10 protein-coding genes are annotated in these 12,194 nt (G+C 60.5%); 4 read left to right on the top strand and 6 right to left on the bottom strand.

The genetic code is table 11. The features are described from left to right. Positions 1 to 53: 53 nt before the first annotated feature. On the top strand, positions 54 to 860 hold the full coding sequence (locus tag AD89_RS0116525; RefSeq protein ID WP_155807500.1) for a hypothetical protein: 807 nt from the start codon (positions 54 to 56) through the stop codon (positions 858 to 860). 24 nt (positions 861 to 884) lie between these two features. Here AD89_RS0116525 and AD89_RS0116520 read toward each other — a convergent pair whose 3' ends face one another. Next, entirely contained in the window at positions 885 to 1,280 is a 396-nt protein-coding gene (locus tag AD89_RS0116520) for an MmcQ/YjbR family DNA-binding protein (RefSeq protein WP_025780628.1), read from the bottom strand. 104 nt (positions 1,281 to 1,384) lie between these two features. Then, on the bottom strand, positions 1,385 to 2,914 hold the full coding sequence (locus AD89_RS0116515) for a sodium:solute symporter family protein (protein ID WP_025780627.1): 1,530 nt from the start codon (positions 2,912 to 2,914) through the stop codon (positions 1,385 to 1,387). 234 nt (positions 2,915 to 3,148) lie between these two features. Between AD89_RS0116515 and AD89_RS0116510 the strand changes: the two genes are divergently transcribed. Next, the gene (locus AD89_RS0116510) at positions 3,149 to 4,264 is read left to right on the top strand and encodes a PDR/VanB family oxidoreductase (RefSeq protein ID WP_025780626.1); all 1,116 of its coding nucleotides are present in this window, start codon (positions 3,149 to 3,151) and stop codon (positions 4,262 to 4,264) included. Positions 4,265 to 4,344: 80 nt separating this feature from the next. Here AD89_RS0116510 and AD89_RS0116505 read toward each other — a convergent pair whose 3' ends face one another. From AD89_RS0116505 to AD89_RS0116490, 4 genes are all read right to left on the bottom strand, one after another. Further along, on the bottom strand, positions 4,345 to 6,036 hold the full coding sequence (locus AD89_RS0116505) for an HAL/PAL/TAL family ammonia-lyase (RefSeq protein WP_025780624.1): 1,692 nt from the start codon (positions 6,034 to 6,036) through the stop codon (positions 4,345 to 4,347). A gap of 105 nt (positions 6,037 to 6,141) precedes the next feature. Further along, entirely contained in the window at positions 6,142 to 7,392 is a 1,251-nt protein-coding gene (locus AD89_RS0116500) for a cytochrome P450 (protein WP_025780623.1), read from the bottom strand. Between the two features lie 160 nt (positions 7,393 to 7,552). Next, a complete protein-coding gene (locus tag AD89_RS18925) occupies positions 7,553 to 8,341 on the bottom strand; it encodes an IclR family transcriptional regulator (protein ID WP_025780621.1) in 789 nt (262 codons plus the stop codon). Positions 8,342 to 8,417: 76 nt separating this feature from the next. Further along, positions 8,418 to 9,359, bottom strand: a complete 942-nt coding sequence (locus AD89_RS0116490) for a phosphoglycerate dehydrogenase (RefSeq protein WP_025780620.1) — start codon at positions 9,357 to 9,359, stop codon at positions 8,418 to 8,420. 275 nt (positions 9,360 to 9,634) lie between these two features. Here AD89_RS0116490 and AD89_RS0116480 point away from each other — a divergent pair, with 275 nt between their 5' ends. Together AD89_RS0116480 and AD89_RS0116475 are read left to right on the top strand one after the other, a co-directional pair. Beyond that, on the top strand, positions 9,635 to 10,858 hold the full coding sequence (locus AD89_RS0116480) for a hypothetical protein (protein WP_025780618.1): 1,224 nt from the start codon (positions 9,635 to 9,637) through the stop codon (positions 10,856 to 10,858). Positions 10,859 to 10,954: 96 nt separating this feature from the next. Then, a complete protein-coding gene (locus tag AD89_RS0116475; RefSeq protein WP_025780617.1) occupies positions 10,955 to 12,148 on the top strand; it encodes a M20 metallopeptidase family protein in 1,194 nt (397 codons plus the stop codon). Positions 12,149 to 12,194 lie beyond the last annotated feature (46 nt).

The following is a 12,194-nucleotide window of genomic DNA, read 5'->3' as shown; positions in this document are numbered from 1 at the left end:
GAGGAAGCACTGACGCGGGATTCTCACAATGCGGCTTGGTCTAGCGTGGACGCATGGAGACGAACGCGCGAGCTGCGGAGCGGGGATTCCTTCGCCGTATTCGCAGGCTTTCGCGGTGGCGGGTGGCCTTTCTCCTGCCGAGCGCCGGATTGGTGGTCGCCGCGCTGCTCCACGCCGCCCAGTGGGTGACGTCGTGGATTTCAACAGCGGTCGCCCGTACGCAGGGTGCCGCCGATGCCTGTTCCGATCTGGTCGATACCCTTGGCGTCGACCCCGATGCGATCGCCATCGAGGATCGCGCACCGTCCGGGTTCGTCTGCCGCGCTTCGGTCGATAGCGGTTCGGCGATGGTCGAGTACCCCGGAGCCACCTCGGCGCTGTTTATGGTCTCGATGGCACTCGCCGCTCTCAGCGTTGCGGTGCTACTCGGGGTGCTGATCGCGTTCATGGAGACCCGGTTGCTCGGGCTGTACCGGTCGCCGCTGGCCGAACCGCGTCGAGATCGGTGGCCGCTGCGGCTCATCGGGATCGGGGTCTTCATGCTGCCGGTGATGATGCTCGGCCAGTATTTTCAGTGGTACTCGAAATCGGACGGCTTTGAGATCTGCCCGGAATCCGTCGGCGGTGACGATGTGCTGGGTTTCTCGGTCACGGCCGACTATCTGCCGCCGGCCCTGACCTGCAGCGGGGACTCCGTCACCGGTCAGGAGTTCTCGGTGACGCAGTACGGGTTCCCCTTCTATGGGTTCCTCGGTGGAGTGATCGTCGCCGTTGCGGGACTGGTCCTGCTCATCATCGCGAGGAAACGGCGCCCACGGGTCGAAGCTGACCAGCAGCGTCCGTGGACCGCTCGAGACTGATCGCCAAGCGGGAACATCGAGCGCTCATTCCTGAACGTCGAGGGCCTTGACCAACCTCGCCGAGGCGGTGCTGCGGTACGAATCGATGATCAGTTCGCGCAGCTCCTCGTCGTCGATATCGTCGAGGGCGAGACCCACCCAGCCGGAGGGGCCGAGGTACATGGGAACGAAGGAGTCCGGGCGCTCGAGCACCACCTCGGCGTCCATGGGGTCGAGCAGGACGAGCAGCGCTTGCGGGTGCTGCACCATCTCTCCCGAGTTGTGCTTCTCGGTGCCGCCGTAGTGAGCGAAGATCTTCTTCGTGAAGAAGGCCGGTCTGCCGTGCGAGATCTTCTCGGCGGCTTCGGGCAGGCCCAGCGCGACCGCGCGGACCCGCTCGAGCATCGGATCGTCATCATCGAACATCTGCGGATGCGCCATGAGTCAACGGTACGCCGTGGTGGGGTGGCACGAGACGGAAATACGCGTCTGGCCCAATCGGTTCATTCGATTGGGCCAGACGCGATTCAGCTAGTGCAGGATCGTCAGTTGAGGTTCACTGCACCAGACTCATCCGATTCGGTTGGGTTCGGATTTTCATTCGTGCCGGCCACTCCGGTTCCAGAATCAGCGAAGCGATTGCGGCTGCGGCCGACTAACGCATTCGCTTTCTCATACTCAGCCGGAGTGGCCAGTGAGACTCCGAGGTAGAGCACCAGACTGATACCCAGACCGATCAGCACTCGAGTCACCGATCCTTCGCCCCAGAACGACGGCAGAGCAATTCCCAGTTCGATGAGGAATCCATAGATGATGAATCCTCCGCCGCCGATGATCGAAGCAATAGCACCTGCCGAATTTCCTCGCCGCCAGAAGAATCCGAGAACCAAGGGGAAGAACACTCCTGCCGCCAACATCTCAGAGGCCAGAGCGAGCAGTTTCAAGGCACTCGGCAGTTGGACTGCGACGATGAATCCGATAAGGGCAGCGAGCAGAGTGGCTGCGCGAGCGATCCACACCTTCTGCTTCTCTTCGAAGTCACGGTGCAGAGCCTTAGTCGTCAGCTCGGTGAGGTAAAGCGATGACAGGTTGAGCGTCGTGCAGATCGTCGACATGATCGCGGCAGCGATGCCGATGAAGACGATCACGCCGAAGATCGGCAGGAAGTGGCTGGTGGCCAAGGTCGCAACCAGGCCCTGTTCCGGTGGCTCATTGAACGCTGCGATCGAAGCAATACCGGCAAAGACCACAAGGAAGTACAGGGGCAGGAAGTAGATCATCGCGTGCACCGTGACGTTGCGGGCTTCCCGTGGAGACTTCGTCGCCTGCAGACGCTGCCAAGCGGCGGGGTCAATGGTGAACGCCAGGCCGAAGGCGATGATGTAGCCGAGGTTCGGGCCGAATCCTTCCCACAGGTTGAGGAAGGCCGCGTCACGCTTGGCTTCGATCGTCTGGATGATCGCGTCAGGACCACCGGAGACGATCACGGCACCGACGAAGGTGACGATGAGACCCAGCATAAAGAATCCGAACTGTGCTGTCTCGGTGAGCACAACCGCTCGGAAACCGCCGATCATCGCATACGCCAGTGAGAACGCAATCGCCACCACGACGCCCCAGATGAAGCTGATCTCAAAGAAGACCATGAAGAATAGTCCGAGGGCCACCATCTGGCTTGCACCCCACACGATGAGGTAGATCGCGGTGACGATGGAGAGGACGGTTCCGGCGACTTTGTTGTATCGAGACGTCATGATTCCGTCTTGGGACAGCATTCCTGCACGACGGATGATCGGGCCCAAGAAGAAGAGCGCGATGACAGCAATGACAGTCGGACCGCCGAGGACCCACCATGAGCCCATGCCTTGGGTGTTCGCCTCATCGACAGAGATCAGCGCTGAATTTCCGCCGTACCACGTTGCGACGAACGCCATGGCGAGCATCCATGCCGGCATTGAGTTTCCGCCGAGGAAGTAGTCGGTTTCGGTGTTGGTCCGTCGCTTGTACACCGATACGCCGAGGAGGATGAGAAAGTAGGCGGCGAGAGCGCCTATGAGCCAAAGGGGAGACATCATTGTTTCCTTCCGCAGACAGTTCTTTCACCGTGAAACGAAATGCAGCCGCTTCTTCGCTTCACTACATTCGCCGCTACGGTTGAGGACTACTGTTCTGTCGTCGCCGCAGTTCCCTCAACTGCGATTCCCAGCGACTGAGAATGAAGATCGCGTGTCACCCATCGCCTTGTCCACACTGGAACCAGATCTGGCTCGAGCGGAGATGCTCTAGGCCCCTAGACGTCTGGAGGACCAATGACGGTGACCATGAACGGCAGCCCGGCGCTCGGTGATTTCGACGGCGTCGACCTCGACATGCTCATCCGTCAAGGTTTTCGTCCCGTGCCTGTCAGCGGCATCAGTTCACTGACTGCCGAGGTCATCGGAATCGATCTGGCTCCTGCCGAGTCAGATGAAGCCTTCGTTCCGGGTTCACATATCGAGGTGGCCATCCCTCTGCCGAGCGGTCCTGCGATCCGTCACTACTCGATTCTGGCTGACCCTGCGCGCAATATGCGAGTGGCGATTCTGCGGGAGAGCCAAGGCAGAGGCGGGTCCGCCTGGCTGCACGACAACCTCGCCTCTTGCACCTCCCTCCTCGTCCGCGGCCCTCGTGACACCTTCGGCTATGACGGAGACGGCCCCGCGTATTTTGTCGCTGGCGGCATCGGCATCACCCCGCTGACCGCGATGATCGCAGCGGCCGTCGCCTCGAATCGGGACTGGCATCTGCTCTATATCGGGCGTCGGCAGGAATCGATGGCATTCGCGGAAGCTCTCGTCGTAGAGTACGGACCAGAAAAGGTGACGATCCACATCACGGAGACTGCCGGACGGCCCGATGTGGTGTCCGTCGTCGACGACTGGGCGTCTGTCCGCACAGAGCCGACCACCGTGTACACATGCGGTCCGAATCCGCTGATGCGAGCTCTCGAGGTCGGCTTCGAACACCACCCCAACGTCTCCGTGGTCAGTGAGCAATTCGACGACGAGGCGGCTGTACCGACTCGCTCCATCTCTCGTTCCGGTGGCACCACTTCGGCGGGGTTAAAGGGGTTGAGCTCGGCCTCGGATGTCACAGCCGAAACTGCGACGTCGGGAAATGACAAGGACTTCGTCGTCGAGCTCGGGGACGGTTCCCAGATCGATGTGCCAGCGGGCTGCACGATCATCGATGCGCTCAACAAGGCAGGGATCCGCACCTTGAGTTCGTGTCAGAAGGGCACCTGCGGCACCTGCGAAACCGTCATCCTCGATGGACAGGCTGACCACCGTGATTCCGTGCTCTCAGCCGAAGAACACGCGGCGCAAGAGACGATGATGATCTGTGTCTCCCGCGCCTGCGGCAAACGCATCGCGCTGGACCTCTGAGACTGTGGACCGGGTTTCTGCACAGAAAAGTGCCCGGTGATGGCTGTGATCATCAGCCGTCACCGGGCACTGTGCGTGTCTCAGCTGCGAGCAGCAGTCAGGACCGCACGCTGTTTGACCAACGATGCAGCGGTGCGCACCTGCGGATAGAGAACGACATCGCGAGTGAGATGGGCAATCGTCTTGCCCTGCTCATCAGAAGTCGACCGCAGCACCTTCGAGACCTTCTGCGCCGTGGTCGACAGCTCGGATTCCGAGACCGCAGTGCCATCAGGTCGGCCTGCCTGCACCCTCAGCTCGAGCGCCTGCACCGACATGAGGAGCTCAACGCCGACAACAACTTCCACGTTGGCCACGATCTGACGCAGGTGCCGGCCGGCGTTGTTCGCCATCGACACGTGGTCCTCCTGATTCGCTGATGTGGGAATCGAATCGACCGAGTCCGGGTGGGCCAGAGTCTTGCAGTCAGAGACCAGCGCAGCAGCGAGATACTGCGGGAGCATGAAGCCACAGTCGAGACCGACCTGCTCAGAGTCGACCAACATGTCCGGCAACCCCCGACTGAGTGTGCCGTCATCGAGGCGGAAGATCCGACGCTCGGTGATGTTTCCGATCTCGGTGGCCGCGATCGACAGGAAGTCCGCAGCGAAGGCCACGTATTCGGCGTGGAAGTTCCCGCCCGAGACCGCTTTGAGGTCACGGTTGAGGTCAGGGAAGACCAGCGGGTTGTCGGTCGCCGCGTTGATCTCCCGCTCAATGATCCCGAAGGCGAAATCGAGGGTGTCAGCGATCGGTCCGAATACCTGCGGAACGCATCGCAATGAGTACGCGTCTTGGGGAGGCTGGCGCTGCGGGTCGCTGTCCCTGTCCCCCGTCGTCAGCTGCGAGTCGCTCATGTACTCGCGCATCCTTTCGGCGACTTGGATCTGTCCCTTCTGTCCACGTGCTTCGTGGAGTTCGGCGATGAAGGCGTCCCCGAAGCCAAGCAGTGCTTCGATCGACAGGCTGGCAGTCACTTCGGCAGTGTGGAGAGCACCTTGCACATCCCACGCGGCGAGCGCGGTTTGGGCCAGCGAGAAGGAGGTGCCGTTGAGAAGTGCGAGCCCGTCTTTGGCTCCGACGGGGATGCGCGCGACTCCCGCTGCGGCCATTGCCTCATGCCCAGACACGACGCGGCCGTCGAGGATCGCTTCTCCGGAGTTCTCCGGTTCGTCACTGCCGTCAGGGGCGGTCGTGAGCACGAGTGCGATATGAGCCAGAGGGATGAGGTCTCCTGAGGCGCCGAGCGATCCGTATTCGGGCACGGCTGGCCATACATCGGCGTTGAGCATAGCGACGAAGCCTTCGACGAGTGCCCATTGAATGGCCGAATAGCCCTGAGTGAGCGAGACGATGCGGATGAACATCGTCGCTCGCACGACCTCTTCATCGACGATTCGGCCAACGCCGGAAGCATCAGCGAGGATGAGGCGCCGGGAGAGTTCGGCGGCATCATCGGCCGAGGGGAAGGCCTGGCGTCCGGCCAGTGAGCCGAAACCTGTGTTGACGGAGTAGATCGCTTCGACGGGTTCACCTGCGCGCATCCGGGCAATGACGTCGTCGAGCCATGCACGCGATTTTGCACAATGGCTTTCGACCTCGGGGGCCAGACGAATGCGTCGGCGGAACCTCGCTACGTCGATGAGCTGATCCAGTGTGGCAGGTTCAAGGCCGATGACGAGGTCCTCTCCGGGGAATTCCTCCCGTGTGCAGGCCGTGGCGGTATCGATCACATTGAGTCCTCTCGGTTTGGCGGCACTGGTGTCCGTGCGTGTCTGTTGTAGTGGTGAATCATCGGTGGCGGCATTCAGAGCTGCTGCCGTTTTGACGGCAGGATGTCAGGCGGCGTGTGCTTTCAGCGGTACCTTGGCATAGCTCTGCAGCGTTGTATGAATGAGTCGTTCTGAAGGCCCTGTCGGCTCGAGTCGTGCGATGCGGGTGACAAAGGCGGAGAGGAAGGCGTCCATCTCCATTCGCGAGATCGGCTGGCCGACGCACTGGTGGATCCCCATCCCGAATGTCAGGTGTCCGCTTGAGTCCCTGTCGAACCGATAGACATCGGCATCGTCGCCCCATTTGCCTTCGTCCCGGTTGGCACTGCCGGGGAACACAAGCACTTTCGTTTCGGCCGGGATCTCGACGCCGGAGAGAACCGTGTCCTTCGACGTGGTCCGGTAGAACGCGTAGAAAGGGCTCTCCAGTCGGAAGGATTCGTCAATGGCGAATCGGACCAGCCGCGGGTCGGCGTGGACCTTCGCATATTGCTCCGGGTGACGAGCCAACGTATTGAGAGTATTGGTAATCGCAAAGATCGTTGTGTCCAGTCCTGCAGACAGAAGCGCTCTGACCAGCAGAGTCGCCTCCTCGGGGCTGATTTCGCCAGAGTCGGCGAACTCCCAAAGCTGGGCGCCCATGCCTGAAGGATCGAGGACTTCGCGAGCACAGTTGGCCAGCACCCAGTCGTAGGTACCGGCGGATTCTTCTATCCATCGTTTGGCTATTTCGTTCTGCGGACCGAAGGTCGCGAAATTCGCTGCTCCCTGAACGATGAGATTCTCGGCTCGTCCTTCGCGAGGAATACCGACTGCGTCGCCAAATACACGCAGCACGTACTGCTCTGCCAAACGTGCAGCATCAAATTCCCCATCAGCAGTCGAAAGGATCTCATCGATGACGGTCTTTGCGTAGGTAGCGAAGTCTTTCCTTCTCGGACGCAGACGCCGCGGGGTGATGACACCGTCCATGGCGGATCGCATCCGTGTATGCAGCGGCGGGTCGACCTCGAGGATCCCCGGCTGCCTCAGTGGCGGGTTGTGATGGATGTTGACACTGCCGACGCCTGCTCCGGAGATGAAGGTGCGATAGTCCTCTAGAATCTCGCGCACTTCGGCATCTCGACCGAAAGCGGGCACGCCATACTGTTTCAGCCAGGCAGCGGGACCAGCAGCTCGCAGTCTGTTCATGAATGGGTAGGGGTCCGAGAGGTTTTCCAGTGAGTACGGGTCTTCTTCAAGGACGGGGATACCTGGGATCTGACTGGCCGAGGTGTCGGTCCCGGCAGTGACAGAGTCCGTTGCTGAGTTCACCATGAATGACCTCCGTTGCTCTTTCTGGGGCGAACCGCACCGCACCAGTGTCGCTCGTCTGCGAGCGGCCTCGGCACGTACGGGTGCTTTCTCTGCAGACTAGGAACTCCGGTGACATCCGGCGAATCGAATTCTCAGCCTGCGGGAATCGGTCGGTCGAACTTCAGCAGACTTCAAGCAGTTCAGCGCGGAGTGCCTCGACAGCTTTGAGAAGAACCGGCTTGAGTGAGGCCGCGGTCGCGTTTCCGAAGCGTTCAGATCGACCCGCCAACGTGAGGGAGCACAGAACCTCGCCGCGCACAGTGACCGGGTAGGACAGTGCATTTGCGCCAGTGCCAAGCTCGGATTGCGAATAGGCGAACCCGTCCACACGGATCCTGTGCAGCGACGCTAACAGAGTCTCTTCTGAAAGCCGGGACTCGGCGATCACCTCGGCGATCACTTGGGCTGGAGCATGAGCGAGCAGAACTCTCTGCCCCGCTCCCCTATCCAGGGGCAGGACCTCGTAGGTTCGGAAAGCGATCTCCGCGTCTTCATCCGGGGCGACCTGGCGCAAGCACACGGCGTTCCGCCCTTCGCGCACCGCGAGCACCGATGTGCGGCCACTGCGGGCGCTCAGTTCTCTGAGAAATTTATTGCCGACATCAAGCAAGTGCGACCGAGTGGTCGCACCACCCGACCACGAACTCAGCCGGGAACTGGGCTGATACCGCCCGTCATATTCTTCGACGAGATCGAAGCTGCGCAGAGTCTTGAGATAGCGGTATGTCGTTGACAGAGGCAGCCCCAGAGCGGCGGCAAGGCTCTTGGCGTTGGTCTCCCCGGTTTCGGCGACGGCGGAGAGGATCCGCAGACCACGTTCCAGCGACGTATCGCGTCCAGCATCGTCGTGAGCTGCTTGAGGATTTCTTGTTGTATTCGCCCTCTTGTCGTTATTTGGCGGCTCTGGCATCGGGACCTCATGTCTTCAGTGAGCGTTCAGGTTCTGCGCCCGCTACTACAGCGATCATAGCCATTTGCTGTCATAGTCAGACGATCAGCCCGACAGGTTGCCGCCCCTCGAGCTCATCGATGACCGCTTGAGCTGCGGCGAGACCTGCGCGTTCGCGGGCCTCGACTGTCTGGCCGGCCAGGTGCGAGGTGATCCAGACGTTGTCGAAGTTGCGCGGCGGGCTGTCCGCCTGCATCGGTTCGGTCTCGAGGACGTCGAGGGCGGCGCCCGCGATCTGCCGCTGTTCGAGCGCAGTGACGAGAGCTGCTTCGTCGACGAGTGATCCCCGCGCGGTGTCGATGAGGAACGCAGTCTCCTTCATCGCAGCGAGTCGTTCGGCGTCGATGATCGGAGTGCCGGTTGCTCGCGCATGGAGGGTGAGGAAGTCAGCAGACCTAACGACGTCATCGAGGTCAGCGAATTCGATGGTCCGTCCCGCCTCGGTGTCGGGGTGGGATGTGCCGACGATGACGTTCATGCCCAAGGCTGCACTGATCTGCGCGGTCGCCTTGCCGCTGGGACCGTAGACGATGACGCCGAGTGTTTTTCCGCGCAGCTCCGTGCCAGCGGTGCGTGGCCACTGACCTGCATTGACACCGTTGATGACGTCGCTCAAATGCTTTGCGCAGCTGAGCATGAGTGCGAGGGTGAGCTCGGCGACGGCATGGTGATTCACCCCGGGAGTATTCGCCACACGGATACCCAGCTCCCGGGCTGCGGAGGTGTCGACGGAGTCGTATCCGACACCGCTGCGGGCGACGCTCCGGAGGTCGGCCGCCTCGGTGAGCATGTTGCGGGTGATCGGTTCGCTGGAGACGATCGCACCGACCGCACCGGCAAGCAGCTGTCGCTGCTCCGCCTTAGTGCGCGGGCCGGCGGCCGGGGAGTATACGGGGTCGAGTCCATGCTCCCGCAACAGGTGGTCGATACTGTCGCCGGGACCCAGGTAGTCAGTGGTGATGACGATGCGGCGGCACATGTTTGTGAGCCTAACGCAGCATCACCTCAAGGCCTCGGGCATTTCATTGCGTGCCACGGTGTTGATGGCCTCCTGCGAGTGCACGTGGACGACTGCGGCACCGAAGACGAGGGCTGCGTTTCTGAACGCCGGATACCCCGATGGTTCCAACCGCCATCACTCCCCCACCCTCGAGCAAACCAGGGCGTTCCCACGCGCTGAGAATTGCATTTGAGCACCCGGGAAAGCCGACCACATGATTGGCCTTTGAGAGAGTACCACCACAAAGGAGTGCCATGTACGAACCTGTCGTTCTCGCCCTCGGCCTGCTCGCATGCATGGCAGTCGGAGAAGTCCTCGCCACTATCACCCGCGCACGGGTGCCGTCCCTGCTGATCAGCATGGCTCTATACCTTGCTGCTGTCTGGTCCGGCCTATTCAGCCAAGACGCGGTCGACCAGCACACACTGGTTGCTGTTGGAAACCTGCTCACAGGGCTGCTTGTTATGCATCTTGGGACGATGATGCCTCTGCGGACTCTCAAGGTCCAATACAAATACGTGCTGGTAGCGCTGGCAGGAATGGTCGGCGCCGTTGCATTGGTCGTCGGAGTCGGGTCCTTCGTCATCGGCTATCACGCTTCTGTTGCCGGAGCAGGTCCGATCGCCGGCGGCTTCATTGCCACACTGATTTCGACAAACAAGCTGACAGAAATCGGAATGGACAACTTGGTGCCGATTCCTGCGCTCATTCTCGGTCTTCAGCAGCTGATCGGACTTCCAATCGCAATGCTCTTCCTTCGCAGATACGCACTCAAATGGGTCGCTAACGCGCAGTCTAAGTCCGTACCCGTCGGTGCGTCCGTTGGCGCGAGAGCTGCAGAAGACGGCCTTGCACCTGCTTCCGCCGGCACATCTGCAGATGAGTTTGAGCCGGAGCACGACGGCCCTCCGCCTTTTCTACCTGTACAGATCTATTCCCCTGCAGTCATCCTCGTCATCCTGACAGCAGGCACATTGGCAGCGATGTGGATCGGCGAAACCACCGGCGTCAGCTACACCCTGTGGTGCCTGGTCATCGGTTTTGTGCTTCGGGCCTGCCGTCTGCTTCCTGCCCGGTCACTCGATCACGCAGGCAGTTTCGGTTTCGCGACCACGACCGTGACATTGGTTGTCATCGTTGCCGTCGGCGCCGTGACTCCTCAGAATCTGCTCGAAGCACTGGTTCCGACTCTCGTGATCCTGGTTCTTGGCCCGATCGGCATCATGATCGGCGGCTCCATCACTGCGAAGCTGCTTCGTTTGGATAAGAGACTGGCAACACCGGTTGCTCTGACCGCACTGTTCGGCTTCCCTGGAGATTTCATCATCTGTCAGGAAGTTGCCGGAGGAGTTGCGCAGAACGAAGCTGAACGAAAAGCCGTTCTCAACCATATTTTCCCGCCGCTGTTGATCGGTGGCTTCACGACAGTCACAACGGGATCTGTTGTGGTTGCGTCGATACTCATGAGCACGCTTTGATCCGGCTTTCGTTTCACCAGTCATCGTCTGCCAGGTCACGACGGCTAGTGATGAATTGGCACCAATGATCCGTACTTTGAATTCGAAGGAGCCGAATTGCGCAAACCGCTTCATGTAACCCCCGACGTTAAAGAGCTCACCCGCGAGCTTCGCCGTGATCTTCATCGACACCCTGAAACCGGCACCGATCTGCCCCGAACTCAGGCTCAAGTCCTCAAGTCCCTCGAAGGTCTCGAACAGCTGGAGATTTCGACTGGGACTCGCCAGTCCTCAGTCGTCGCAGTCCTACGGTCCCCGCATTCGACTCCGGATTCACCTGTCATCCTGTTGAGAGCCGATATGGACGCGCTGCCTGTAGAGGAAAAGGTCGAGGTTGATTATGCGTCCAAAGTACCCGGAAAGATGCATGCTTGTGGTCACGACGTGCATACCGCTGGGCTAGTCGGTGCGGCACATCTCCTGCATTCGCACCGACACGAACTGGCTTGCGACATCGTGTTCATGTTTCAACCGGCTGAGGAGGAATTCGTCGGTGCGAAATGGATGGTTGAAGATGGCGTGCTGGAGAGCGCGGGCCGCCCGGTGACTGCGGCTTTTGGAGTGCATGTGTTCTCCGGAATGCTTGAACCAGGAGTGTGGCATCTCCGACCAGGTACGGTGATGGCTGGATGCGATGAAGTGAGGATTGTCATTCGCGGAATCGGTGGCCATGGTTCTGTCCCTCACCAGACGCTTGATCCGGTGCCGGTTGCTTGTGAGATAGGGCTGGGTCTCAATACCCTCGTCGCCCGAAAGTTCGGTCCTTTCGAACCGGTTGTCGCCACTTTGGGATCGATTCAAGCAGGAAACAACTCAGTGATCATTCCGGAGACGGCGGAAATGCGGATCTCTCTGCGCAGCTTCTCTGTCGAAGTGAAGCATCGCCTTCTCGACGCGGTCCAACAAATGGCACGGTCGATTGCTGAGGCATACGGCATGACTGCAGAAATCGAGATCATGCCCGACTACCCAGTCACGGTCAATGACGAGAAGGAAATAGTCTACTCGAAGTCAGTCATCGCATCTGTGTTCGGAGACGACAGACTTCGCGAGCTCGACGAACCGATGTCCGGGTCGGAAGACTTCTCTCACGTTCTGGCTGAAGTCCCGGGAACTTTCGCTTTGGTAGGCGCCCAGCCAGAAGGCGACGCAACAGAGACAAATCACTCGCCCCGCGCTTCTTTCAGTGACTCAGCGATTGACGATGTGACAGAGTTCCTGGCCAACGCCGCGTGGTTGCGCGAAGCCTAGCCCAGAACAACTCACCAACTACTACATGACGGCGGCCCAGCAACCT

Source organism: Brevibacterium sp. VCM10, assembly GCF_000583215.1.
Lineage (GTDB): Bacteria > Actinomycetota > Actinomycetes > Actinomycetales > Brevibacteriaceae > Brevibacterium > Brevibacterium linens.
This window is presented reverse-complemented; position numbering and strand designations above follow the sequence as displayed.

Coding starts and splice junctions, on each gene's coding strand:
- AD89_RS0116525 (WP_155807500.1), top strand. CDS start 54: ATGGAGACGAACGCGCGAGCTGCGGAGCGGGGATTCCTTCGCCGTATT.
- AD89_RS0116520 (WP_025780628.1), bottom strand. CDS start 1,280: ATGGCGCATCCGCAGATGTTCGATGATGACGATCCGATGCTCGAGCGG.
- AD89_RS0116510 (WP_025780626.1), top strand. CDS start 3,149: ATGACGGTGACCATGAACGGCAGCCCGGCGCTCGGTGATTTCGACGGC.
- AD89_RS0116490 (WP_025780620.1), bottom strand. CDS start 9,359: ATGTGCCGCCGCATCGTCATCACCACTGACTACCTGGGTCCCGGCGAC.
- AD89_RS0116500 (WP_025780623.1), bottom strand. CDS start 7,392: ATGGTGAACTCAGCAACGGACTCTGTCACTGCCGGGACCGACACCTCG.
- AD89_RS0116480 (WP_025780618.1), top strand. CDS start 9,635: ATGTACGAACCTGTCGTTCTCGCCCTCGGCCTGCTCGCATGCATGGCA.
- AD89_RS0116515 (WP_025780627.1), bottom strand. CDS start 2,914: ATGATGTCTCCCCTTTGGCTCATAGGCGCTCTCGCCGCCTACTTTCTC.
- AD89_RS18925 (WP_025780621.1), bottom strand. CDS start 8,341: ATGCCAGAGCCGCCAAATAACGACAAGAGGGCGAATACAACAAGAAAT.